The organism is Stenotrophomonas sp. G106K1 (genome assembly GCF_037969685.1).
GTDB lineage: Bacteria > Pseudomonadota > Gammaproteobacteria > Xanthomonadales > Xanthomonadaceae > Stenotrophomonas > Stenotrophomonas lactitubi.
This window is the reverse complement of record NZ_JBBPFR010000001.1, coordinates 237,974-261,357: the sequence shown is the minus strand read 5'-3', so window position 1 is coordinate 261,357 and position 23,384 is coordinate 237,974. Positions and strand designations below refer to the sequence as shown.

Sequence of the window (23,384 nt, the reverse complement as noted above, 5' to 3'; positions counted from 1 at the left end):
TCAGGCCTTTGCCGTGGCGGCGGAGGACGCGCGCGCGGCGGGAGGCGGGGTCATCACCCCGGGTCGACCATCCAGCGTATCCAGCAATGCGCTGGCTTCCTGCTCCATCTCCACCACGTAGCCGTGGATGCGACCCTTGAAGTAGCGGTGGAACATCAGCGCCGGGATCGCCACGATCATGCCGGTGGCGGTGCACACCAGCGCCTTGCCGATACCGCCGGCAAGCTGGTTCACATCACCCACGCCGTGGTCGAGAATGCCCAGGAACATCTGGATCATGCCGACCACGGTGCCGAGCAGGCCCAGCAGCGGGCCGGCCGAGGCGATGGTGCCCAGCGCGTTGAGGAAACGCTCCATGCGGTGCACCAGGTGGCGACCGGTGTCTTCGATGCGCTCGCGGATCTGGTCGCGCGGGCGGTTGCGCGCTTCCAACGCGGCGGCCAGCAGGGCGCCCAACGGTGAATTGGCCCGCAGGGTCTGCAGGTGCGCCGGGTCGAGCTTGCCGCGCGCGGCCCAGTTGCGCACTTCCTGGCCCAGGCCAGGCGGCAGCACCTCGTTACGCCGCAGGGACCAGAAACGCTCCAGGACGATCGCCAAAGCCAGTACGCCCAACAGCAGCAGCGGCACCATCGGCCAGCCACCGGCCTTGACCAGTTCCCACACGTTTCAACCCTCCGGCCCAACGGCCGCTTGTTCGATCGGCGATAGGATAGCAGCCGACCGTGCCCGCCCCGCGGCATCCCACCACCGGGCGGCGTGGATACGCTGTTCACGCAGCTGCAGGCCTTGTGCACCAAGCCATACGCGGATCGCGCCGGACTCGGCGGTGGACAGCACTTCGGCGCCCGCCGCCTGCCAGCGCCGCACCACGTCACGTTTCGGGTGGCCAAAGCGGTTCTGGTGCCCTGCCGAGACCAGCGCCAGCTGCGGCGCCACCGCCTTCACCCAGCCCGCAGTGGAGCTGCCTCCGCTGCCGTGATGGGGCACCAGCACCACGTCCGCACGCAGCGCGCCGGCAGCGCCCGCCAGCAGCGCCTTCTCACCTGGCCGGCCAATGTCGCCGGGCAGCAGCACCACCCCATGTGCGCCGGCAACCCGCAGCACGCAACTGGCCTCGTTGTCGGCGCCCTTCATGCCAGCGACCGGGACAGCGTCGGGCGGGTGCAGCACCTGGAAATCGACCCCGTCCCATTGCCAGCGCAGTCCCTGTTGGCAGGTGCCGGCAGTGGCAATCGCACTGCCCCGTGGCGCCAGTACCTCCAACCCCGGCAGTTGCCGGCGCAGCGCAGCAAGGTTGCCGCTGTGGTCAAGGTGGTCGTGACTGATCATCACCCGCGCCGGAGGCGCCTGCCCCAACGCGCGCAACGTCGGCAGCAGCATCCGCTCCTCGCCCTCGCTGCCTGCGGGCGGACCGACGTCGTACCAGAGCGCGTGGTGGGCGGTCCGCAGCAGCACCGCCGTGCCCTGGCCGACATCGTGCACGACCAGTTCCAGCTCGCCCCGCTGTGGCGCCGACCGTGCCGGCCACAGCAAGGGCAGGCACAGCAATGACCCGGCAAGCACCGCACCCGCACCGCGTGGCAACAGCCACCAGAACACCCCCAGCAAGGCCGCCGGCAACGCCCAGGCGGGCCCCTGCGCCAGCCACCACATTGCCTGCGGGTGCTCGGCCAACGGTTGCATCAGCTGCCAACTGGCATCGAACACCCAGGCTGCCGCACGCCAGGGCCACTGCCCTGCCCCGCTGCGCAGGACCTCCAGAGCGGTTCCCAGCAGAGCCAGAGGCACTACCAGCAGGCTCCACAGCGGAATGACCGGCAGGTTCACCAGCGGCCCCAGCCGTGCGGTGCCGCCAAACAGCACCACGGCCAGCGGCAGCAGAGCGACGCTGGCCACCCCCTGTCCTGCCAGAGCGCCGCGCAGCATTGCGGCGAACCCCTTCGGCCGTCCCTGCGGCAGGCACCACAACAACCACAGGACGCCGCCGAAACTGAGCCAGAAGCCCGCAGACAGCACCGACAGCGGGGCCGGCAACAGCATCGCCAGCGCGGCAAGCGCCAAGCCCTGTGCCACCGTCACCGGACGGCGGACGACGCGCGCCAAGGCCACCACCGCGATCATCAATGCGGTGCGCACGGTCGGCAGCTCGCTGCCCGCAACAACGGCATAGCCGGCCGCCGCCACCGCTGCCGCACAGGCCGCCGCCTGCGGTCGTGGCCAGAACCCGGCACCCCCCGGCCAGGATCGCCAGAGAACGGAAGACAGCAATGCGGCGAAGCCCGCCACCAGACCGACATGAAAGCCGGAAATGGCGATCAGATGGGTCAGGCCCAGCGCGCGCAGCTGCGCCCAGTCGATATCGGACAGGCCACGCGTATCGCCCAGCGCCAGCGCCTGGATGAACCGCGCTGAGGGATGTGTGATCTGCCTGGCGATGGCCGCACTGGTGCGCTCGCGCCAGGCGGGCAGACCATGTGCGGGACGCAGCAGCCGCGTAGTGCGGACATCACGCACGTTGCCACTCGCTGCCAGCCCACGCAGCAGCGCATGCCGTTCGCCATCGAAGCCACCCGGGTTGATGCGTGAGCGTGGCGGTCGCACGCGTAGTGACAACTGCCAGTCCGCCCCGGCGTGCAGGCGACGCCTCTGATCGACTCCGGCGTCGGCCGGCGCGCCCCGGGGCGCGTGCCAGAGCACCTGCAGCCGCTTGCCACGCAGCGTCGGCATCGCATCGGACGCATCGACACGGAACTCGAACCGGGTGTATCCAGGCGCTTCCTTCGGCAGGTCGACAACCTGACCCCGGACGAGCACATCCTGCGCAGCAGCACCGGCCGGAAGCTGCGCCTGCAACGCCCAATACCCATGGCAGCAAGTCCAGGCGAGGCCGAACAGCAGCGCCGCCGCCGCGCGTCCGCGCCAGCGCACCACCCAGCCCAACGCAGCCACGGCGGCCACCGGAACAGAAGCCCATAGCGGTGGCAACGCCGGCAACAGCACGCAGGCCAGCGCGCCAATGACCAGAGCGGCAGCGCATGCGGGGCCCAGCAAGGGCGACGAGGTCCGGTCGACAACCATCGCCACAGCCTGCCGAGGAACAGCCTCACGTAACCATCAGGCGACGCCGTGTGGTTCTGTCAGCGCTCCACTAGCGACGCACACTTAGCGACGCACACTGCCGCGATGGAAGTTGACCCGGAAACTGGCGCCGCCCCCGACAGCCTCGCCCACGCTCACCGTGCCACCGTGGTGCTGCACGATTTCCTTGACCAGATGCAGGCCGAGGCCGCTGCCGCTGCCGGCAGCACGCAGGCGGTGGAACGGCTCGAAGATCGCCTCGCGGTCACCGACCGGCACACCGGCGCCCTGATCGCTGACTTCCAGCAGGCCCTGCCGGTCCAGACGCACGCAGATGGTGCCGCGCCCGCCGCCGTGGACGATGGCGTTGTGCACCAGGTTGGCGATCACCCGTCCCAGCGCCAAGCCATCGCCATGGATCCACACCGGCGTCTCCGGCGCATCCACCTCAAAGCCATAGCCGGCGCCAACGACCAGCGGCGCGAGGTCGGCGGCCGCTTCGCGCACGACATGGGCCAGGTCCAGCCGCTGCAACGCGGCGATGTTCCTGTCCAGGCGCTGCAGGTCGAGCAGGTGCTCGGCGACGTTGCCGAGACGGGCGACATCGGTCAGCAACTGCGATTTCAACTCCCCCTGCGGCAACTGCGACAAGCGCGCCTGAACCACTGCAATCGGCACCCGCAGTTCATGCGCCGCATCGGCCAGGAACTTGTCGCGTGCTGCGTAGCCCTGCTGCACCTTGTCGATCGCATCGTTGAACGCTTCGACCAGAGGCGCGACCTCGGTCGACACCAGCTGCGCGTCCAGGCGCGCACCGGGCTGGCCGATATCCAGCTCCTTGGCCTGCTGCGCGGACCGGCGCACGCCACGCATGGCGCGATGGATCACCGTCGGCATCACCAGCAGCGTGACCACGATCAATGGCAGGAAAAACCACAGGCCGATCAACCGCAGCACCATCAACGCGCCATCCAGCAGCCCGCCCTTCGGCGCCCCGCCCACCATCACCGTAATGCGGCGTCCGTCTTCATTGCGGATCATCACCCGGGCCACGTCCAGGTACGGCGGTACCAGCGACCCCAGCTCAGTGGCGCCCAGTGTCGGCAGGCGGGCCAGCAGCGGCGCGTGGATGGCAGGCAACGTGCCGCGCTGCAGCCATGCGCCGCGATCGTCGACCGCCGCAAACCACAGGTTGCCGCCGGCACGCGCATCGAGCTTCTGCCAGCGTGCTTCATCCAGCACCAGCCGGCCGCCTTCGCTGTGCACGGCGTTGGCCGCGCTCTCGGCCATGAACATGTCCATGCCCCAGGTGTCCTTGTCGCCCCACGTCAGGATCAACGCAACCACGGCGAACAACACCGTGAAGGCCTGCGCCAGGAACAACCGCCACGCCAGACCCAGCGTTATCGAACGGATCGGTCGCGCCATCTCAGGCCTCCGCCAGCAGGTAGCCGACGCCGCGGATCACGTGGATCTCCACGCCCGCCCCGGCCTGCTGCAGCGCCTTGCGCAGCTTTGAAATATGCGCGTCGAGCGCATTGGACTGGATCTCATCATCGAACCCGTACACCGCCGCTTCCAGCGCACTGCGGGTGACCGTGCGACCCTGGCGCATCGCCAGCGCCTGCAGCACCAGCACCTGCCGCCGTGGCAGTGCCACCGGCTGTCCATCCACCTGCGCCTGCAGCGATTCAAAATCAAACTCCAGCCGGCCCAGCCGCAACCGGGGGGTCACCATGGCCGACGGTCGACGCGATACGGCGCGGATACGCGCCATCAGCTCTTCGATCGCTACCGGCTTGACCAGGTAGTCATCGGCACCGACATCCAGCCCCTCCACCTTGTCCGACAGCCCGCCCTTGGCGGTGAGCATGATCACCGCCAGGTTCGGCCGCAGCGCACGGGCAGTCGCCACGAAGCCCACGCCATCACCGTCCGGCAGCTGCCGATCGAGCAGCATCAGCTGGTGCACCGGCTCACGCAGGGCGAGCGCGGCCTCGGCCAGGCTGCCGACCACGTCGGCGACCACACCCTGGCGCTCAAGCCCGGACTGCAGGGCTCGAGAGAGATCGGGATCATCTTCGACCAGGAGAATGCGCATCGGGGGCTCGGCAACCGGAAACGGTGCCGATCATAGTGCCTTCGGCGTGCAAGTGGCGCCGATGCAGCAGATTGCACCTGCGCAATGTTCCGACAATGTTGTGCGCGCAGCATGCACCGCCACCCCCGCAAAGTAGTACGTTGATGACCTCGCTGCCCCCCGCCCTGCTGCGCCCCCTGCTGTGCACCGTCGCTCTCTCCACGCCGCTGCTGGCAAACGCGCAGGAACAGGCCCCGGGCGTACAGGCCGGCATCACCTTCGGCGCGACAAGCGGCGCCTACGCGCACTATGACGACAAGCCGCTGGTGCTGCCGGCGCTGTCCTGGCAGGGCAAGCGCTTCTTCGCCAGCCCCGGCTCGCTCGGCATGAACCTCTACAAGGCCGATGGCCTGCGCCTGGCGGCCGTGGCTACGCCCTACACGTTGCGCTTCAAGACCGACGACGTGAACGATCCGCAGCTGCGCCGCCTGCACAGCCGGCAGATGTCGGCGATGGTCGGCATCAATGCCGACTACAGTGCGGAGTGGGGTGCGGTGGCGGCCAGCGTGAAGCGCGAAGTGAGCGGGCATGGCGGCGGTGTTGAATCAAGCCTGCATTACAGTTATCCGATCCAGGCCGGTCGCTTCACCTGGGTGCCGCGCGTAGGCGTGGTGCATTCCAGCGCCCGCCTGCTCGACTACTACTACGCCATCAGCGACGAGGAAGCCCTGCGCTCCGGGTTGGCAGCCTACAAGCCCGGCAGTGCCACCTCGCCGAGCCTGCAGATCGCAGTCAGCACGCCGCTGGGCACGAAATGGCGCGCGACCGGCGTGGTCGCCAACCAGTGGTTCGGTGATGCCGTCGAGGACAGCCCGATGGCACGACGCAGCAGCCAGACATCCGCTTTCATCTCGCTGATGCGCGCGTTCTGACCGAACCTGCGTACGCCCAACGGACAACAAGGATCCCGCATGGCCGCCGTCACCCCCACCGCCGATGCCAACGCGATCCTGCGCGCACCGGATCTGGACAGCGCCGAGCGCGCCTACCTGGGCCTGTTGCCGGACATGGATCATGTCGATGCACTGACCCGACGTGCACTTGGCCTGTCGCGCGCTGCAGATGCGGCGCGCGGCTATGCGCTGTCGATGACACTGGTCGGTCTGCGCCTGCAGGAACTGGAGATGGGCGAGCCGTGTGCAGCCGAATATCGGCAGGCAACGCTGCGCAGCCTGCGGCAGGCCTTCAGCGCTGCCTGAGCCTTCCGTCAGCGGAAGGTTGTCCAGGCCAGGACCGCAGACAGAAGTGCGACCCACACCACCGCCTTGAAGGTGCCTTCCAGCATGTTGCCGCCGAACAGCAGTTCGACGATCGGGTTCGGCCGGGAAACGGGAGCATGGTCACTCATGGTGGCGTCCTGGGGTTTGGGAACTGCGTTACCGATGATACAAAAGCTTGACGATCCTGTTGCTGCTTCCAGCATGGTCGATGCAACGCGGCGTTCAAGGACGATCGACGCTCAAGCGTGCACTGTTTCCCCTAGTCGCTCTGCTGCTGGCCGCACTGGTCATCATGCTCTCCTGGCAGAACCGCCAGTTGCGGCAGGTCAACGAACAGATGCATGGTCTGGCAATCGGCACCCGGCCTGAACTGTTGACGCTGCGGACGACGCAGCAGACCCATGTCGATATCGGTGGCGCCCGCACCGTTCCGCAGATCCTCTACTTCTTCTCTACTCTACCGCCTGCCGCTGCTGCCTGGCCTCGGGTGCCACAGCTACAGCAGATCGCGGCCGCACGTGGCAGTGCCGAGCTGGTGGGTGTCGGCCTGCCGCCATGGTGTCGGCCTGCCGCCATATGGTCAGCTTGCCGGGTACGCCGGCAAACACGCGCTGGCGTTTCCGATCGCCGTCGACGATCAGGGCGAAGTCTCCAAGCGCTACCGCGCCACGCTGACACCGATGCTGATGGTGCTCGCCGCAGATGGCAGCGTTGTCTACAAGCATGTCGGCCAGCTCGACACAGAGAGAGACGGTACAGGCCGTCGCCAAGGCAATGAATCCGGGACGCCACACCAACTGAAGGAGATGCACATGATCGGGAAGAAAACGCTGTTCTCGTCCGTCACCGGTATCGTCATCGTTGCTGCAATGTCATTCGGTGCCGCACAGGCCTTCGCCACGCAGGCCAAGGCCGGGTTCGCCCCGGGCTGCGAGTTCACCCCGGGTTGCCCGTATGGCGGTTCAGGCCATTGGTCCGGCCCTCGCCTGTGCTGCGATCCGCTCTGCTGCCCCGACCCTGCCCGGATTCATCCTTGCTGGCTCTCGTTGGCACGCACTTTTCCCGCCTTCGTCGGATACCGGTTTCAGACAGCGGGCCACAGTGCAACGCTGGACTCCCTTCTCCGGAGCACCGTGCCATGCCGATGCTTGCCTTGCTGCTGTTGATGGCCGGTCTATGCAACCGCGACGCCGGCACCGGAAGCGATTCGCTGCGGATGCAGATCCTGCAGGCCGATGCCCAGCGTGCCACCAGCGAGCCAGCCACGCACGGCCAGACGGACAGCCAGAGCGTGCAGATCCTGCGCTTGAGTGCAGACCGCGTACTGCAGGTGGCCCATGGCCGCGTGCACGCTGAAGCGCCTGAGGGACAACGCGGACAAACGCACTCCCGGGGCCTCATGCAGCTGTGGCAGCGCGTGGATGGTCATTGGCAGCTGCAGCGCAGCGCCAGTGTCGAGCAACGCGGTTGACGATGGCAGCAACCGGCCAGGCGCAGACGAGCGCGAATTGCAGGCAAAAAAAACCGGCCCAGGGCCGGCTTTCATCGTGTCCACCGCTGCTCCGGCGATGCCGGGAACCGGTGGTGGGCGGTACAGGGTTCGAACCTGTGACCCCTACCATGTCAAGGTAGTGCTCTACCGCTGAGCTAACCGCCCAAGAATTTCGTACAGCCCGCAGGCTGGTGCTTCTACGTAAAAACCCGGCGCCAGGGCCGGGCTTTTCATGCTCACGACAGCCCCTGCGGGGCTTCGTGGTGGGCGGTACAGGGTTCGAACCTGTGACCCCTACCATGTCAAGGTAGTGCTCTACCGCTGAGCTAACCGCCCGTTTGTTGCTTCTGCAGCGCCGCGATTGCGTCGGTGCAGGCCGCGTATATTACGGACGACGACCGGCAAGCGCAATACTTTTGTGAAGAAAAGCCGCTTTGCCGCGTTCAGCCCAGGCTGGCTTCCTTCAGCTGCCTGATCTGGTCGCGCACCCGGGCGGCATCCTCGAATTCCAGGTCCTTGGCATGCTGGTACATCCGCTGCTCCAGGGCCTTGAGGCGGGCGGCCAACTGCGCCGGGCTGAGTGAACGGTAGTCGGCCGCCTCCTCTGCCACCCCGGAACGGCCTTTGCCCTTGCCCTTGCGGGACTCCTTCTCGGCGGCATCCGAGCGCGCGCCCTCCAGCACGTCAACGATCGGCCGCAAGACCGAGCGCGGAATGATGCCGTGCTCCTGGTTGTACTCGACCTGCTTGGTACGTCGGCGATCGGTCTCATCGATCGCTGCCTGCATCGAACGGGTAATCCTGTCTGCGTACAGGATCGCCTTGCCGCGCACGTTGCGGGCCGCACGGCCGATGGTCTGGATCAACGAACCGGTCGAGCGCAGGAAGCCCTCCTTGTCCGCATCCAGAATCGCCACCAGTGAGACCTCGGGCATGTCCAACCCCTCGCGCAGCAGGTTGATGCCGACCAGCACATCGAACTTGCCCAGGCGCAGGTCGCGGATGATCTCCACCCGCTCGACAGTATCGATGTCCGAGTGCAGGTAGCGCACGCGGATGCCGTGCTCGGTCAGATACTCGGTGAGGTTCTCGGCCATGCGCTTGGTCAGGGTGGTGACCAGCACGCGATCACCGGCCTTGATGCGCTCATTGGCTTCGCTCATCAGGTCATCGACCTGGGTGCCGACCGGGCGGATCTCCACCACCGGATCAATCAGGCCGGTCGGGCGCACCACCAGCTCGGCCATGTCTTCGCCAGCCTCACGGAATTCGTAAGGGCCCGGCGTCGCCGACACGTAGATGCTGCGCGGGCAGCGCGCCTCCCATTCCTCGAAGCGCAGCGGACGGTTGTCCAGCGCCGACGGCAGGCGAAAGCCGAACTCGACCAGGGTTTCCTTGCGCGAACGGTCGCCCTTGAACATGGCGCCGATCTGCGGAATGGTCACGTGCGATTCGTCGATCACCAGCAACGCATCGGCCGGCAGGTAATCGAACAGGGTCGGCGGTGGCTCGCCCGCGTTCTTGCCGGTCAAGTGCCGCGAGTAGTTCTCGATGCCATTGCAGAAGCCCACTTCGGACATCATTTCGAGGTCGAACTGGGTACGCTGGGCCAGGCGCTGCGCCTCGACAAGCTTGTTCTGTGCGTACAGCTGCTCCAGCCGCTCCTTCAGCTCGACCTTGATGGTCTCCACCGCTGCCAGCACCCGTTCGCGCGTGGTGGCGTAGTGGGTCTTCGGGTACACCGTGAAGCGCATCAGGTTGCGCATGGTCTCGCCGGTGAGCGGATCGAACATCGTGATCTTTTCCACCTCGCCATCGAACAGTTCGATGCGCAGGGCCTCACTGTCCGATTCTGCCGGGAACACATCGATCACTTCACCCCGCACGCGGAAGGTACCGCGCTGCAGCTCGTACTCATTGCGCGTGTACTGCAGCTGGGTCAGGTGATTGATCAGGTCGCGCTGGTCGATGCGCTCGCCCTTGGACAGGATCAAGCGCAGCGACAGGTAGTCTTCCGGTGCACCCAGGCCGTAGATGGCCGACACGGTCGCCACCACGATCGCATCCGGTCGCGACAGCAGGGTCTTGGTCGCCGCCAGCCGCATCTGCTCGATGTGCTCGTTGATCGAACTGTCCTTCTCGATGAAGGTGTCCGACGACGGCACGTAGGCTTCCGGCTGGTAGTAGTCGTAATAGCTGACGAAGTACTCCACCGCGTTGTGCGGGAAGAACGCCTTGAACTCGCCGTACAACTGCGCGGCCAGGGTCTTGTTCGGCGCCATGATCAGCGTCGGCTTCTGGATCTGCTGGATGACGTTGGCGATGGTGTACGTCTTGCCCGAGCCGGTCACGCCCAGCAGGGTCTGCTTGGCCACGCCAGCCTCGAAATTGCTGGTCAGCTTGGCGATGGCATCGGGTTGGTCGCCCGCCGGCGAATACGGCGAGACAAGCTGAAAACTGTCGCTCATGGTGCTGCCAGGTCTCGGGAAGGTTGAGTATAGCGGCCGCATTGGTGACGGCCGGTTGATGGAGATTCTGATTCAGGGAAAGGGGTGCACCGATAGCGGAACCCCGCAGCGCAGCGGAGGCTGGGTACTTCCCAGTCTTTGGACCCCGCCATGCAGATGTCCCGACTTCGCGGCCATACCCTCATGGAAATACTGGCCGCTGTTGCGGTCCTGGCAATTCTCGCGAGCTTGGCGTTCGCTCCGGCCAGCGACATGTTGGATCGCCTGCGATCAGATCAGTTGCGGCTGCAGCTGCACAGCGCGATGAATCTGGCACGCAGCACTGCGCTTGACCGTCGCCAGGCCATCGTAGCCTGCCCCAGCGACGACGGCCGCACCTGCGGAGACAACTGGAGTCGCGGCTGGCTGCTTCTTCCGGAACGCTGGCGCGGCGCAGAGGCGTCGGCACCTGAACCACTGGCCGCCCGGGTACTGGACAGCCACCGCTCACTGAGTGCGTTTGCCACCCATGGCCGTCCACAGATCGTCTTTCGCGCGAATGGACGCAGTGCTGGCAGCAACGCCCGCATCGTCATCTGCCAGCATGAGCAGATACGTGCTGAAGTCGTAGTCAGCAACACCGGCCGCGTACGCTCGCTACGCTCGACCGAACAGGCACCTTGCTGAACTACGCCGCGCTCACCCTGCCATCGCGTGCTCGCAGAAAAGCAGAAGCCGCGATTTCTCGCGGCTTCTGCAGGATCTGGCGCCCGAAGTTGGACTCGAACCAACGACCCCCTGATTAACAGTCAAGTGCTCTAACCGGCTGAGCTATTCGGGCGGGGACGCGCATTCTAGTAGCTGATTCACAGAGATGCAACACCCCGCGCAGCCATCACCAGCAGCCGGCCACCGTCGACGCGGCAGGCGTCTTCACATTGGCCTGGTTCACGGTGAGCGTGCCGCATTTGTCCTTGGTCTGCGTACCCTGCGGAGCCGCCGTCAATGTGAATGTCCCCTGCGCCGCCTGGATGCTGACGGTGTAGTACGCCGTCCCGCCTTCGCGCGGTGACTGGATGGAGGTCGTTCCATTGCTGAAACGGAAATTGGCGTACGTGTTGTTGGTGGTATGCGAACGCTCGGCCGACTGCGCGTATTCCACCAGGTCTGCCTTGGCCTGTGCCCGGCGCGACTTCCGCACCTGGTCGACGTAGGACGGATAGGCCACGGCTGCCAGGATGGCCACCACGGCCACTACGATCATCAGCTCGATCAGGGTGAATCCGGGCGCACGCGCCAGCAGGGATCGGGGGGCCGGTATCCGGGAAAGGCTCGGTGACATCGCGGGAATCTCCATTGCTTACTGGATCTGGCGCCAGGACTGGCGGCCGCAGGGATACGGTACGTACAGGGGGGGAGCGCCGGAAACATTGACGGCCATCCAGCAACCCGCTCCCGGCGGCACACCCGGAACCTCGGCGCCACCGCCTGGATTGGTGGGCGGTTGCAGGCGCGGCACGACGGACACGCCCACATCCTTGATCGGTGCGGTACCCGAGGTTGCCAACGCGATCGCCGCGGTGCCCGAGGCTGCCGAGATGCCCGTTGGAGACCCCGAACGGGCGCCGGAGAGCCCGGCGATGCCACTGCGGGGATTCAGGCCGAACAGCCAGTTCGCACCTGAGGTACTACAACCGCTGGTGACTTCCTGTGGCGCATAGGTCGGGATGAACAGGATGCCCGACGCGAGCTCTGGATAGCCTACCGAGCGCTCACCGGCCGGAAGATCCACATACCAGCCGACCGACGCTGCCGGTCGCGTACCCACCTGCAGCGTGCGTGAGCTGCCGCTGGTCACCACGGAATTGGAGGTCAGGTTGGCGCGCGTCAACGTCGTGGTCACTACGCCATTGACCTGGTCGTTGAACCCATAGAGGCTCTGGACCTGCGTATAGGACACCGGCAAGGTGTCATCGTTGAACGAGAAGCTACCGGTGCCGAACATCACCAGCACGCCCCCTGCTTCACCCGACGCAACCTGCAGGCCGCCGGTGATGGGCTGGCGATAGGTAGAGCCGCTCTGTACGAAAGTACCGGTAGTGAACACCGGTACGGTCACCGAGGTGGCACTGGACAGCAGATCAAACTTCCACACTGCGCCCTTCAGGTCGGCCGCGTACACGGTATCGGCGTAACCGTCGCGCACGCGCGCCGGCGCACCCGTTGCCGGGTCAGTGACCAGATTGTTGACACGATCAAGGACCACGACGTTGCCAAGGCCATTGCGCCCGGCAATCGTCGAGTTGGCTTCGCTGGCCTCGATCATGCGCACTGTGGGCGCGCCGGTGCCGATGTCGACCACGAACAGCACCGCTTTGCCACTGGCACTGGAATAGCCGTTGCCGAAGATTGCCTTCCAGCTGACCGTGCCATCGGCTGCTCGTACCGGCACGATCACCGGCTTGCCCAGAACGTGTCCGATGTTGGCGCGGATGGCCGCATCACCCGCCAGATCGTTGATCTCCCAGAGGCGATTACCGGCCGCGAAGCTGCCCGGCGTGGTCACATCCAGCGCGAATACACCGCGACCACCGGCACCGGTACTACCCACCAGTGTCGTGTGCCAGGACGTGCCATAGAAAGTATCGCCAACGGTCAGCGGCCCATCCACGAAGTACTTGTGGACAAACGGCTGTGCGTTCTTCTTGGCCGGGTCATACGGCAGCAGCAGGTTGCCCATGTGCCCGTAAGACGTGGCCGGGATGTAGCCGAACAGTTCGCGACCACCATTGCCGCCGATGGTACCCGCCGCGTCCATTCCGCCATCGAAGGCGTGCAGCATGCCGTCATTGGCGCCCGCATAGACCACATAGCGATTGTTGGAGCGCTTGGAGTTCAGGTAAGTGATGTAGCTGGAGGCCAGCGTACCGCCCAGGGCCCGGTAGCCGAAGTCGTCGACCGGCGCACTGATGACCGGGGTCGAATTGACGATGTCGCCCAGCACGGTGGTACGGTCGCGCAGTTTGCCGTTGTTGCGAACCTCGCCCGAGGTATCGCCCAGAAGATAATTGGCTGCCGATGCGTCAGTGGCCCCCAGCGCCGTCAGGTTGGCCGTCGTACAGATCGACTGTGACGGATACAGACTGTTGGACAGCCCGCACAACCCAGCCAGCGTAACCGTGCTGGTGTCGAATCTACGCACGCTGCTGCCATCGTCGAAATACACGTTGCGCGCGGCAGCGGCCGGAATCTGCGCACTGGCCTCCCACATCGTCGAATACTGGGCTTCACGGGTGGTCGGATTCACCGACACACTGCTTGCCGTCAGGCGGCTGTACCAGTCCGTGCCATTGTTCTGCACATCGTACATCGGCGTGACCGTCAGCGAACCGGCGCCGATACGCGCGCCGCTGAGGGCGAACGTGCCCGACGGCGAGGAACCCGAACCGACTGCAGAGAGCACACGACGCATTGCATCCGTCACGTCCGACGGCGTCTTCGCGTTGATGAATTCACCACGGCTGTTGATCGCCGCATGCCAAAGTTCATCGATCACGCGACCATCGTCATCACTGAGCGGATCGCCATTGGAATTCCAGCTTGGCGGGTTGGCGTAGGGATCGCTCGTCGCGGCCTGGTTGACCTCGTAGATCAGGCCCTGCGCACCGAGAGTGACGCCGTAGAAATTCATGTGCAGGTTGGTCTGGCAGTCCAGGCGCTTCCAGTCCGGCGACGTCTGGCTGAGCGATTTGCACTGCTCAGGTACCGGCACGAGCCCGGTCGGGAAACTCGCACCAGAACGGAGCGGTGTCGAGGGCCCCGCATAGTAGGAAGCGGCGATATCGGCGATGGTGTTGCTGTAGCCGTCAGCAAAGGGCGCACCGGGGAAGTGGGTACCGCCTGCCGAATCAGCGTTGCCGTAGCCGCCAGCAGAGTTGTTGACGTTGGTGTAGCCGTCGGTGAACAGCATCCCGCCGTTCTTCTGGCAGGCGCGGATCACCGGAGCCCCGGCGTCGGTACGGCGGAACTGCTCGCCCAGGAAAGCCACGGCCTGACGGTTCGGCGTACCACCGTTGGGCTTGAGCCGGTAGATCTGCCCGAACAGATCTGGACGCTGGGTCGCAACGTCATACATCGTCACGTTCTGGCGGTTGTTGATGGTGAAGTAACCCACTCGCATGTTCTCCACGCCGAACATGGCGTGCGAGGACGAACCCACCATCGACAGGATGCGGTTGCGGTGGTACTGGAACCAGTTGGCGAAGTTCTTCTGTGCATCTGCCAGCTGCGCTGTATTGGCTCCGTAGTTCTCCGGCAGGATCTGGTACCGGCGCATGTTGCAGCCGGGGCCACAGGCATCTCTGATAATCGGCCGATTCACATCACTGGTGAGATAACCTGCAGGCGCAGCCTGATCAGCCGGCAGGTAGAAGGTCGCCGGCACGTAGGCGATCTGCACCGTGCAGTCCGCACGCACCGTCACGTCACTGCCCAGATTGGTCCAGTTGTTGCCGGAGCTGGGCAGGCCATTGCTGGTGTTCGAATTGCAGCTGCGGCCACTGGAACGGTAGCGGGTACCGGACGGAATGGTCATGCCGCTCAGGAACTGGAAGGCTTCACCATTGACCTGCCGGTAGGCAAGGTCGTACACCGTGTTGTAGCCCGTGTAGAAATCACTGCCATACAACGTCGGGTCGCGCGGATCCACGCGCGCCGCACCGAAGGATGCCGGAGGCCAGAGAGTGGCGTTGTTGACATCACGCTGCGGCAGGCTCCACGGATCATAAGTCACCGCCGGATTGTAGTAACCGGCGTTGTAGGTCGGCGAGCGGGCAAATCCGAATGCATCGATCGGCGGAATGGCGCGCCCGGGCGAGTAGGACGTATTGAAGTTCGAATGCGGGAACAGGTAGAGATAGCAATCGGTGGAGTTGTTCGAGCAGCCCTCGCCCACGTTGTAGAACACGCCGGCCGAGCTGAAGAAGCTGCTGCCATTCCACTGCATCCGGCCGTCGCCACCGCGGAAGATGCGCTCGAACGTCATCGAGTTGGAATCATCCACTGCCATGATGAAGGCTGGCTGGATCGACGTAGTGTTGTTCAGCGGCGCCTGCGCCAGGTCACCCTGCCCCTGTGCGGCGAACAGGTTGTAGGCGAAGTAGCCGCCTGCACCAAGCATGGCGAGCGCGGACGCGGCGATGATCCGGGAAGTACGACGGGACATGCCGGCGGCCTCAGAGCTTGAAGATGGTATCGACCGATGCCGTGGACGAGGAGTCCGTCGGGGTATCGGTGGCGAAGGTGGTGATCTGGTAGATCGGGGTGACCGGGTCGAGCGGCTTGCCCATCGACAGCGACCCGCCACCGATGACGCAGGAATCGATGCGACGCACGTTGACTGCCTGGGCAGTCGTCAGCGGGCGCGCGCGCCCCCAGGCCACTGGATCAAAGGCGACATCGCAGTTTTCCTGGATGTCGGTCGCCACCAGAGGCGCATTGCTGGGAGCGGCTGTACGGTTGGCGATGCTCTCGATGGCCATCTCGCTACGCCGGGTCACCCCTTCCGCGTTCTGGAAAGCGACGTTGGTTGCACGATAGTTGGCGGCCATCTTTTCCTGCATGCCTGCCACCTGCATGCCAGCGATGCCGATCAGCGCCAGCAGGATCAGCATGATCAGCGCCACATACAGCACGGCACCGCGCTGCTGGCGCGGCATCGGACGCATACGGTGTCGAGTGTTCATGGCATCAGTTCCCGAAGAGGCGATTGCGCAGGGCGATGGTGGATTCGTAGGTAGCGCGATAACGCGTATCACTCTGCGCAGCCGGCGCGAAGCCTACGCCCAGTGCGCGCGGATAGTTGACTGCGGCAGTCGGTGCTTCAGCCTGGGAGGGCTGCGGACTGCGGGCCAGGATGCCGACCTGCACCTGGCCGACACGCCGCCACTGTCCGGCGCCTGCGGCATTGGCGGCGGTGGTCACGCCACTGGCGATGGCCTGCGTCGTGATGTTGCCGGTCGGCGGCGAGGCAGATGTGATGGCGGCATTGCTGTCCAGACCGAACAGCAACTGCATGCTCTCGATGCCTTCAACGAGTTCCTCGGCAGCGCTGTAACCGTTGTTGCCATCGGAACGGGCGCGCATCAACGCCGGCTCACCAGTGGTGCCCGAGGTCCCCACGAAGTACACCACCGATTCGGCTCGATAGATCATGGTCTGCCCGGTGGGCTGCACCGTGTATCGGTTGAGGTTGGAGCCTGCGGCCGTGACTTTTCCTGCGGCGTAGGTGCCCTTGAACACATTGACATGGCTGCAGTCGGCCACGCCGAACAGATTGGGGGCGCTGACGCCACCCTCGAGCAGGCGTGTCCCGGCGGCACCGTCGAAGCCCACCACACTGTTGGTGCCCGGCAGCAGCGAGGTTACCGGCACACCTTCGCTGGCCAGGTAACGCAGCACCAGGATATCGCTGCCACCGCGCGGCTTGAGTGCGGTGATCGCCGCAGGCAGACCGGTAGGTGTCGCCCAGCCGGTGCCCAGGGTCAGGGTGGCTCCCGGTGCGGTGTTGGGCGCTTCATAACCCTGGATGCTGACGCTGAAATCCAGCGGGTGCCCCGAGCCGGTGGCCGCCCCGGTGTCCACGGTGGGATCGCCCTCACCACGGACGAAATGCGCTTGATCGTTCACGCAGCCGAAATGGCCTGCCATGCGGATGTCACGCTGCAGGAACTCCAAGGCAAAGCGGCCATTTTCCTGGGCCCGGGCGCTGCCTTCAGCCAGCCGCGACGCCACGCGGGAAGCAAGGAACACCTGCACCACACCCAGCATCAGCACCAGGCCGATGACCATGGCCACCATCATCTCGATGAGCGAGAGGCCGGCGACGTGGCGGCGGAACGAAGGAGAAACGCTCATAGCTGCGACACCAGAGTGAAGGTGGTCTGTGCATCCGGATTCTGGGGATCCCAGCGCTGATCCCCCCAGGTGATGCCCACCGTTACCCGGCCGTTGGCGTTCTGCACGGTGGCGCTCGCGCCTTCGCCAAGCGCCTGCACGACCTGGCACTGCCAGCGGGTGATGTTGCTGGCCACACCCTGGTCAGCGCCAAGGACACGAGTGCAGCTGCTGGCCTTGATCGAATTGGCTGCGAACGCGGCATTGGTGTACCAACCGGCCTGGTAGCGGTTGCTGCGCATCTGGTCGAGCAGGTCATAAGCCAGGTTGGTCGCCTGCGTGCGGTAGTTCGAGCTCTGCACGAAACGTACATTCATGGTCTGCAGCAGGGCGAAGCCCAGCAGGCCGAACGCGAGCACGAGGATGGCGATCAGCACTTCGAGCAAGCTGAAACCCGCCTGCCGCCGCGAAAAAGAAGGAAGACGACGGGTCATTGGCAGGCAGCCTTGGTGGAAGTGATCTGACCAGCCGCGTTGATGGTCAGCGTGCGCCGAAGGGTATCGCTGCCGCACTTGACCGGCTGCAGCACGATTTCCTGGGTCGTGGCCGCGCGGCGTCGCCCCCGGTTGTCGAAGCTGACCACGGCACCCGGACCGGTGACCGTGACCGAATCTGCGCTGACGGCGACGAAACGGAGCACGGTTTCATCGCTGCCCTTGCTCCCATCGCCATTGACGTCGGCCCAGGCCAGCATGCCCGAGGACCAGGAGTTATCGCAGCTGGTGCCGTTGGAGCTGCCGCAGATGCCGCCTCCCCTTTTGTTCCGGACCGCTTCGCTGCGGGCGAGCGACAACAAGCCGGTGATTTCATTGCCGGCGGTGGCGATCCGGTTGGAGCGGATCGTGCTCTGGAAGCTCGGAAATGCAATGGTGCCGAGAATGGCGACCACCGCAATGGTGACCATCAGTTCGACCAGCGTGAAGCCATTGGACCGGCGCGATGACATTGGACGCTCCCCAGCGTGTTGGTGGCCACGATGGCGCACCGGCCTGCCGCCGGCAAGCGGCGGCAGGATGAACGGTCAGATCCGGGCGACGGGCGTCAAAGGCTTGACGAACCGGCCTGCCCGGGCCGGTCCGGCACGGCCCCGCCGCGCCGTCCAGCCGCCCTCGCCTGGCTTACGCCAGCACCTGGTAGCAGGGCTGGTACTCGCCGGAGATCTTCATCCGGCGCTGCTCGACGAAGGCACGCAGCAACGCGTCCAGGGCCTGCATCATGTCGGGGTCGCCATGGATCTGGAACGGCCCGAACTCCTCGATGCGGCGCATGCCGTCTTCCTTCACGTTGCCGGCGACGATGCCCGAGAACGCCCGGCGCAGGTCGGCGGCCAGCGCGTGCGGTGCACGCCCGTGATGCAGGTCCAGCGCCGCCATCGCTTCGTGGGTCGGCACGAACGGCTGCTGATACTCCCACGGAATCTCGATGGACCAGTTGAAGAAGAACGAATCCTTCTGCGCCAGGCGGTGCTCACGCACGCGCTTGATGCCGGCCGACATCTTCTTGGCCACCGCCACCGGATCGCCGATGACGATTTCGTAGCGCTCAGCCGCAGCGTCACCCAGGGTCAGGCGGATGAAGCGGTCGATCTGCTCGAAGTACGGCGCAGCCACGGTCGGGCCGGTCAGGATCAGTGGGAACGGCAGATCCTTGTTCTCCTCGCGCAGCAGGATGCCGAGCAGGTATAGGATCTCCTCGGCGGTACCCACGCCACCGGCGAACACGATGATGCCGTGGCCGATGCGGACGAAGGCCTCAAGGCGCTTCTCGATGTCCGGCATGATCACCAGGTGGTTGACGATCGGGTTCGGCGACTCGGCGGCGATGATGCCCGGCTCGGTCAGGCCGATGTAGCGCGTCACGGTGCGACGCTGCTTGGCATGGGCGATGGTGGCGCCCTTCATCGGGCCCTTCATCGCGCCCGGGCCGCAGCCGGTGCAGATGTCCAGGCCGCGCAGGCCCAGCTCGTAACCGACCTGCTTCGTGTACAGATACTCGTCGCGCGAGATCGAGTGGCCGCCCCAGCAGACCACCAGGTTCGGGTCACCCGGGTTGAGGATGCGTGCGTTGCGCAGCAGCCCGAACACCGCATTGGTGATGCCCTCGGACGACTCCAGCTCGGCCGCGTAGGCCGGGCCCATCTCGATGGCCATGTAGGCCAGGTCGCGGACCACCGCAAACAACAGTTCGGCGACACCGCGGATGATTTCGCCATCGACGAACGCCATCGCCGGCGCATTGGCCAGGTCGATGCGCACGCCGCGATCCTGCTGCGCCACCTGGATGTCGAAGTCGGGATAGAGATCGCGCGCGGCGCGCGGATCATCGGAGGCACTGCCACTGGTCAGCACGGCCAGCGCGCAGCGGCGCAGCAGCTCATGCATGCCACCACCGGAGGCATCGCGCAGGCGCGCGACTTCGGCCCGCGACAGCACATCCAGTCCACCACGCGGGTAGATCCGCGCGTCCTGCACCGGCAGCGTCCGCGCTGCCTTTTCACTCGTTGTCATATCCACTTTTCTGCTTCCTTTAAGGTGTCCGACTGTACTGCCGCCCCCTTAAAAAGCAAAACGGCCGGGAAGCCCGACCGTTGGATGGGTGCGTCCCGCGTTCGCCGCTCCGGGACCGCTTCGGCGGCATCTGCGCCGCGCACGTGTCTGGATGCTACGCCGATGCAGGCACCCCCGCAAGGACTTTCGCCTGAACGGGAAACGGCCGGGTTTCCCCGGCCGTTTCCGTGCACAGCTGTTGCTACGTCAGTTCATCAGAACTGGTAGCGGAAGCCCAGCTGCAGCGACCACTGCGACACGCCCACGTCGAAGCCATCGGCGTCGGCATTGGCGACGGTCGGGGTGTCCGCACCGCGGTAGTTGTACACGTACTTGCCCTGGTACATGCCCTGCAGGGTGGCAACGCGGCTGTCGGCGAAGAAGCCGTAGTCGTAGATGTTGCCCCAGTCCTTGTTGATCATGTTGCCGACGTTCTGGATATCCAGCCAGATCTCCGACTTGTGACCCTTCATGAAGCCCGGCAGCTGCTGGCTGATACGGATGTCGAAGGTGTTGATCCAGCCGCTGCGGAAGCCGTTGGCCGGCGCCGAGCTGCCTGCGTACTTGGCCAGGTCCGGATTGGCGGCCAGCCAGGTGAAGAAGTCCTTCTCCATCTGCGCGTTGGCGGTGAACTGGCCATTGGCAGCCAGGTTACCGAACAGCACGTCGCCCGGGCCCTTCGGCACGTAGAACAGGTCGTTGGCCGAACGGCCATCGCCATTGGCATCGTTGGCGTACACGTAGCTGTACGGACGGCCGCTGCGGCCTTCGTACACCAGGCCGATCTTGGTCTCGTAGTCACCGAAGAACTTGTGCTTCCAGTTCAGCGAGCCCGACAGGCGGTCGCGGATCTGGTAGCGCGAGGTGTTCTCGACCGGGTTGTTGGCGTCGAAGGCGTACTGGTAGTTCCAACCCGAGCTGGCGGTGGAGCTGGTCAGCGAGCCGACTTCGGTGGCATCGGTATAGGTGTAGCCGATGTTCCAGGACCAGTCGCTGGTGTCGCTCCACGGCTTGGACAGCGACGCGGTGAACTGCGAGGTACGGCCCTTGTCGGTGTTGTTGATCAGGTAGACGTTGTTGTAGTCCTTGTTGCGCTGCACGCGCGCGTCGCCATTGGCCCACGCACCGACCTTGTTCTGCGCGTAGTACATGTCACGACCATCCGGACCCTGGTACTGCACCGGACCCAGGTTCAGGTTCTGGTAGAACAGGCCGTCCTTGACCTTGGTGACCAGCAGCTCGGCCGAAGCCACGATGCCGTACCACGGGGTTTCGTGGTCGAAGGCCAGGTTGGCCTTGTAGATCGACGGCAGCTTGAAGTCATTACCGACGAAGTTGACGTTCTGCTGGGTCGAGCCCGGACCGGTCGGTACCGGCTGGTTGTCCTTGTTGCCATTGAACGGCAGGGCCGGATTGTAGGCACGCACGTTGTACACGCTGGTGTTGAAGCCGGTCGCCGAGTAGCTGTTGCTCAGCCACACCTGCGGGGAATCACCCTGGAACAGGCCCACGCCACCGCGCAGCTGGGTCGGACGCTCGGTGTCGAAGGTGTAGTTGAAGCCGAAGCGCGGCTGCACCAGGAACTTGCTTTCGAAGACCTTGCTGTTGTTGTAGCCGAAGAAGTTCGACGCAGCAGCGTTGTAGGTCGGGTTCGGGCTGGTGTCCGGACGGTCGGCGCGCAGACCCAGGGTCAGGGTCAGGTTGCTGTTGACGTACCAGGTGTCCTGCACGAACAGGGCCAGGTTGCTGTACTTGTAATCAGCTGCGATCGAACCCGGGGTGCGCTCCGGGGCGTAATCGTAGGTGCTCCAGCGGCCGGCAGCGAAATTGTCCAGACCGTAGAAGGTGTAGGCACCCCACGAGTTGGCACCGTAGTAGTTGTAGATGTCGTTGGTGTCGTACGAGGCACCGAACTTCAGGTCGTGGTTACCCAGGGTCAGGGTACCTGCACCGTAGTAGTTCCACGCCTTGGTCTTCAGGATGTTGTCCTGCGAGTTGACTTCGGTACCGAGGTACAGCGAGTCACCCGACGGTGCAGCCGCGGTGCCATCGAAGTAGATGCGCACGCTCGGGGCGTTGGTATTGACCGCACGGATCGCCGAGAACTCGCGGTACGAGGCCTTGAACTCGGTGGAGAAGGTGTCGGTCCAGTCGCTGAACAGCTGGGCGACGTAGCTCTCGTTGGTCTTGTTGTGCTGGTACCAGTACGAGTTCAGCGACGCCGAGCTCGTGGTCATGCCGTTGATGCGCAGCTTGCTCTGGTCGATCTTGCTGTAACGGATGTTGGCACGGTGGTTGTCGCTGATGTTCCAGTCCAGCTTCAACGCGTACTCTTCCATCGAAGTGTCGCCATTGCTTTCCAGACCACCGGCTTCGATGCCGTAGCCCTGCGCGATCTGCTGCGCACGGGTCACGTCAGCCAGGGTGAACTGGCCATTGGCCTTGCCCAGCGGGGTGGTCGACAGGTCGGCACCCGGAGCGGACTGCTCGAACTTCTCGTAGTTGGCGAAGAAGAACAGCTTGTCCTTGACGATCGGGCCACCGACGGTCATGCCGTAGGTCTTTTCCTTGGTGAAGCCATTGAACGGCTGGCCTTCCGGGTTGTCGCCGAACCAGTCACCGTCACGGTAGGTGCCGTACACCGAACCGTGGAATTCATTGGTACCCGACTTGGTCACCGCGTTGACGGTGGCGCCGGCGGCAGCAGCGATGCTGACGTCGTAGTTGGACAGGTTGATGTCCAGTGCTTCGATGGCTTCCATCGCGACCGGCTGGCGGCGGGTCGGCATGTTGTTGCCTTCCAGGCCGAAGGTGTCGCTGGCCGAGACGCCGTCGATGCTGATCGAGTTGAAGCGCGGGTTCTGGCCGCCGGCCGAGATCGAGCCCGAAGCACGATCGATGAAGGTCACGCGCGGATCCAGACGCATCAGATCCTGGATGTTGCCGCCGATGGACGGCGCAACTTCGATCTGCTGCTGGCTGATGTTGGTGCCCGAACCCATCTTGGTGGCGCTGAACACTTCCGAGCCGCCGCCGACGGCGGTGACCTGCACGGTGTCCAGGTTGGTCGCGGCGAGGTCGCCGGCCAGGGTGGCGTTGATGGTGCCGGTCTGGTTCACGCCCAGATAGACGCCATCTTCGGTCTTGGTGCCCTCACCCGGCTTGGTGATGGTGATCGAGTACGGACCACCCACGCGCAGGCCGCGCGCGTTGTAACGACCCGCCGCATCGGTGGTCGCACGCGAAACGGTGCCCGACTCGGTGTGGGTGATGGTGACTTCAGCGCCGGCGACGGGCTGGCCGGCGCGGGACACGACCTGGCCGCCGACACCGGCAGAGGTGCTCTGGGCGAAGGCGGGAGCGGCGGCGAGCGCAGCCACGAGACCAAGGGTGAGCTTGGACATCCGGAATGGGTGAGTCATTGTTCGGTAGCCTCGATGCGAGTTGGCGATGGCGGAAAAAAAGCGCATCCGAGCAGCCTTGCGGGCGGCTGTCCGGACATTTATC

At 65.1% G+C, this 23,384-nt stretch carries 20 protein-coding genes and 3 tRNA genes; 5 read left to right on the top strand and 18 right to left on the bottom strand.

Going from position 1 to position 23,384, the window contains the following annotated elements; genetic code table 11:
- The 4 genes from WKB25_RS01215 to WKB25_RS01200 form a co-directional block, all read right to left on the bottom strand.
- Window positions 1-663, bottom strand: coding sequence for a MotA/TolQ/ExbB proton channel family protein (locus WKB25_RS01215; protein WP_340568246.1), 663 nt, complete (start codon window positions 661-663; stop codon window positions 1-3).
- Between the two features lie 3 nt (window positions 664-666).
- Window positions 667-3,078 carry a DNA internalization-related competence protein ComEC/Rec2 gene (locus WKB25_RS01210; protein WP_340568244.1) on the bottom strand — a complete coding sequence of 804 codons (2,412 nt, stop codon included), beginning with the start codon at window positions 3,076-3,078 and terminating at the stop codon, window positions 667-669.
- An 84-nt stretch (window positions 3,079-3,162) separates the two neighbouring features.
- The gene (locus WKB25_RS01205; RefSeq protein WP_089240065.1) at window positions 3,163-4,506 is read right to left on the bottom strand and encodes a HAMP domain-containing sensor histidine kinase; all 1,344 of its coding nucleotides are present in this window, start codon (window positions 4,504-4,506) and stop codon (window positions 3,163-3,165) included.
- Window position 4,507: 1 nt separating this feature from the next.
- Entirely contained in the window at window positions 4,508-5,179 is a 672-nt protein-coding gene (locus tag WKB25_RS01200) for a response regulator transcription factor (protein ID WP_025875225.1), read from the bottom strand.
- Window positions 5,180-5,322: 143 nt separating this feature from the next.
- Between WKB25_RS01200 and WKB25_RS01195 the strand changes: the two genes are divergently transcribed.
- Both WKB25_RS01195 and WKB25_RS01190 read left to right on the top strand, forming a co-directional pair.
- Entirely contained in the window at window positions 5,323-6,090 is a 768-nt protein-coding gene (locus WKB25_RS01195; RefSeq protein WP_340568242.1) for a MipA/OmpV family protein, read from the top strand.
- Window positions 6,091-6,129: 39 nt separating this feature from the next.
- The gene (locus tag WKB25_RS01190; protein ID WP_340568241.1) at window positions 6,130-6,417 is read left to right on the top strand and encodes a hypothetical protein; all 288 of its coding nucleotides are present in this window, start codon (window positions 6,130-6,132) and stop codon (window positions 6,415-6,417) included.
- Between the two features lie 8 nt (window positions 6,418-6,425).
- Here the strand turns inward: WKB25_RS01190 and WKB25_RS01185 are convergent, their stop codons facing one another.
- A complete protein-coding gene (locus tag WKB25_RS01185) occupies window positions 6,426-6,566 on the bottom strand; it encodes a hypothetical protein (protein ID WP_340568239.1) in 141 nt (46 codons plus the stop codon).
- Between the two features lie 131 nt (window positions 6,567-6,697).
- Window positions 6,698-6,841 (bottom strand): hypothetical protein, encoded by a 144-nt coding sequence (locus WKB25_RS01180; RefSeq protein WP_340568238.1) that lies wholly within the window; start codon window positions 6,839-6,841, stop codon window positions 6,698-6,700.
- Here WKB25_RS01180 and WKB25_RS01175 point away from each other — a divergent pair.
- The gene (locus tag WKB25_RS01175) at window positions 6,840-7,604 is read left to right on the top strand and encodes a hypothetical protein (RefSeq protein WP_340568237.1); all 765 of its coding nucleotides are present in this window, start codon (window positions 6,840-6,842) and stop codon (window positions 7,602-7,604) included. The two genes, WKB25_RS01180 and WKB25_RS01175, sit on opposite strands and share 2 nt — an antisense overlap.
- Complete coding sequence (locus WKB25_RS01170; protein WP_340568235.1) at window positions 7,577-7,909, top strand: hypothetical protein; 333 nt, start codon at window positions 7,577-7,579, stop codon at window positions 7,907-7,909. Before WKB25_RS01175 ends, WKB25_RS01170 begins: the two co-directional genes overlap by 28 nt.
- Before the next feature lie 111 nt (window positions 7,910-8,020).
- On the opposite strand, the gene WKB25_RS01165 is transcribed toward WKB25_RS01170, so the two are convergent.
- From WKB25_RS01165 to uvrB, 3 genes are all read right to left on the bottom strand, one after another.
- Window positions 8,021-8,095 (bottom strand) — tRNA-Val (locus tag WKB25_RS01165).
- Window positions 8,096-8,191: 96 nt separating this feature from the next.
- Window positions 8,192-8,266 (bottom strand) — tRNA-Val (locus WKB25_RS01160).
- A gap of 107 nt (window positions 8,267-8,373) precedes the next feature.
- Entirely contained in the window at window positions 8,374-10,398 is a 2,025-nt protein-coding gene (uvrB, locus tag WKB25_RS01155; RefSeq protein ID WP_340568233.1) for an excinuclease ABC subunit UvrB, read from the bottom strand.
- Window positions 10,399-10,548: 150 nt separating this feature from the next.
- Here uvrB and WKB25_RS01150 point away from each other — a divergent pair, with 150 nt between their 5' ends.
- A complete protein-coding gene (locus WKB25_RS01150) occupies window positions 10,549-11,064 on the top strand; it encodes a GspH/FimT family pseudopilin (RefSeq protein WP_340568232.1) in 516 nt (171 codons plus the stop codon).
- Between the two features lie 77 nt (window positions 11,065-11,141).
- On the opposite strand, the gene WKB25_RS01145 is transcribed toward WKB25_RS01150, so the two are convergent.
- The 9 genes from WKB25_RS01145 to WKB25_RS01105 form a co-directional block, all read right to left on the bottom strand.
- Window positions 11,142-11,218 (bottom strand) — tRNA-Asn (locus tag WKB25_RS01145).
- A gap of 54 nt (window positions 11,219-11,272) precedes the next feature.
- The gene (locus WKB25_RS01140) at window positions 11,273-11,719 is read right to left on the bottom strand and encodes a type IV pilin protein (RefSeq protein WP_340568230.1); all 447 of its coding nucleotides are present in this window, start codon (window positions 11,717-11,719) and stop codon (window positions 11,273-11,275) included.
- Between the two features lie 18 nt (window positions 11,720-11,737).
- The gene (locus WKB25_RS01135; protein ID WP_340568229.1) at window positions 11,738-15,601 is read right to left on the bottom strand and encodes a PilC/PilY family type IV pilus protein; all 3,864 of its coding nucleotides are present in this window, start codon (window positions 15,599-15,601) and stop codon (window positions 11,738-11,740) included.
- A gap of 10 nt (window positions 15,602-15,611) precedes the next feature.
- Window positions 15,612-16,121, bottom strand: a complete 510-nt coding sequence (locus WKB25_RS01130) for a PilX N-terminal domain-containing pilus assembly protein (RefSeq protein ID WP_340568228.1) — start codon at window positions 16,119-16,121, stop codon at window positions 15,612-15,614.
- Between the two features lie 4 nt (window positions 16,122-16,125).
- Window positions 16,126-17,292 carry a PilW family protein gene (locus tag WKB25_RS01125; RefSeq protein ID WP_340568227.1) on the bottom strand — a complete coding sequence of 389 codons (1,167 nt, stop codon included), beginning with the start codon at window positions 17,290-17,292 and terminating at the stop codon, window positions 16,126-16,128.
- Window positions 17,289-17,765: a type IV pilus modification protein PilV gene (pilV, locus tag WKB25_RS01120; protein WP_100552083.1), complete on the bottom strand. Its 477-nt coding sequence runs from the start codon at window positions 17,763-17,765 to the stop codon at window positions 17,289-17,291. Before pilV ends, WKB25_RS01125 begins: the two co-directional genes overlap by 4 nt.
- Window positions 17,762-18,277, bottom strand: coding sequence for a Tfp pilus assembly protein FimT/FimU (locus tag WKB25_RS01115; protein WP_180164297.1), 516 nt, complete (start codon window positions 18,275-18,277; stop codon window positions 17,762-17,764). Before WKB25_RS01115 ends, pilV begins: the two co-directional genes overlap by 4 nt.
- A gap of 172 nt (window positions 18,278-18,449) precedes the next feature.
- Window positions 18,450-19,838, bottom strand: a complete 1,389-nt coding sequence (ppnN, locus tag WKB25_RS01110) for a nucleotide 5'-monophosphate nucleosidase PpnN (RefSeq protein ID WP_340568224.1) — start codon at window positions 19,836-19,838, stop codon at window positions 18,450-18,452.
- Window positions 19,839-20,092: 254 nt separating this feature from the next.
- A complete protein-coding gene (locus tag WKB25_RS01105) occupies window positions 20,093-23,281 on the bottom strand; it encodes a carboxypeptidase regulatory-like domain-containing protein (RefSeq protein WP_340568223.1) in 3,189 nt (1,062 codons plus the stop codon).
- Between the last annotated feature and the right edge of the window lie 103 nt (window positions 23,282-23,384).

Excerpts from the sequence above, each read along its gene's own strand:
- WKB25_RS01140 (WP_340568230.1), bottom strand. The coding sequence starts at position 11,719 with ATGTCACCGAGCCTTTCCCGGATACCGGCCCCCCGATCCCTGCTGGCG.
- WKB25_RS01185 (WP_340568239.1), bottom strand. The coding sequence starts at position 6,566 with ATGAGTGACCATGCTCCCGTTTCCCGGCCGAACCCGATCGTCGAACTG.
- pilV (WP_100552083.1), bottom strand. The coding sequence starts at position 17,765 with ATGACCCGTCGTCTTCCTTCTTTTTCGCGGCGGCAGGCGGGTTTCAGC.
- WKB25_RS01205 (WP_089240065.1), bottom strand. The coding sequence starts at position 4,506 with ATGGCGCGACCGATCCGTTCGATAACGCTGGGTCTGGCGTGGCGGTTG.
- WKB25_RS01150 (WP_340568232.1), top strand. The coding sequence starts at position 10,549 with ATGCAGATGTCCCGACTTCGCGGCCATACCCTCATGGAAATACTGGCC.
- uvrB (WP_340568233.1), bottom strand. The coding sequence starts at position 10,398 with ATGAGCGACAGTTTTCAGCTTGTCTCGCCGTATTCGCCGGCGGGCGAC.
- WKB25_RS01105 (WP_340568223.1), bottom strand. The coding sequence starts at position 23,281 with ATGTCCAAGCTCACCCTTGGTCTCGTGGCTGCGCTCGCCGCCGCTCCC.
- ppnN (WP_340568224.1), bottom strand. The coding sequence starts at position 19,838 with ATGACAACGAGTGAAAAGGCAGCGCGGACGCTGCCGGTGCAGGACGCG.
- WKB25_RS01195 (WP_340568242.1), top strand. The coding sequence starts at position 5,323 with ATGACCTCGCTGCCCCCCGCCCTGCTGCGCCCCCTGCTGTGCACCGTC.
- WKB25_RS01115 (WP_180164297.1), bottom strand. The coding sequence starts at position 18,277 with ATGTCATCGCGCCGGTCCAATGGCTTCACGCTGGTCGAACTGATGGTC.
- WKB25_RS01170 (WP_340568235.1), top strand. The coding sequence starts at position 7,577 with ATGCCGATGCTTGCCTTGCTGCTGTTGATGGCCGGTCTATGCAACCGC.
- WKB25_RS01125 (WP_340568227.1), bottom strand. The coding sequence starts at position 17,292 with ATGAGCGTTTCTCCTTCGTTCCGCCGCCACGTCGCCGGCCTCTCGCTC.
- WKB25_RS01190 (WP_340568241.1), top strand. The coding sequence starts at position 6,130 with ATGGCCGCCGTCACCCCCACCGCCGATGCCAACGCGATCCTGCGCGCA.
- WKB25_RS01200 (WP_025875225.1), bottom strand. The coding sequence starts at position 5,179 with ATGCGCATTCTCCTGGTCGAAGATGATCCCGATCTCTCTCGAGCCCTG.
- WKB25_RS01175 (WP_340568237.1), top strand. The coding sequence starts at position 6,840 with ATGTCGATATCGGTGGCGCCCGCACCGTTCCGCAGATCCTCTACTTCT.
- WKB25_RS01135 (WP_340568229.1), bottom strand. The coding sequence starts at position 15,601 with ATGTCCCGTCGTACTTCCCGGATCATCGCCGCGTCCGCGCTCGCCATG.
- WKB25_RS01210 (WP_340568244.1), bottom strand. The coding sequence starts at position 3,078 with ATGGTTGTCGACCGGACCTCGTCGCCCTTGCTGGGCCCCGCATGCGCT.
- WKB25_RS01180 (WP_340568238.1), bottom strand. The coding sequence starts at position 6,841 with ATGGGTCTGCTGCGTCGTCCGCAGCGTCAACAGTTCAGGCCGGGTGCC.
- WKB25_RS01130 (WP_340568228.1), bottom strand. The coding sequence starts at position 16,121 with ATGAACACTCGACACCGTATGCGTCCGATGCCGCGCCAGCAGCGCGGT.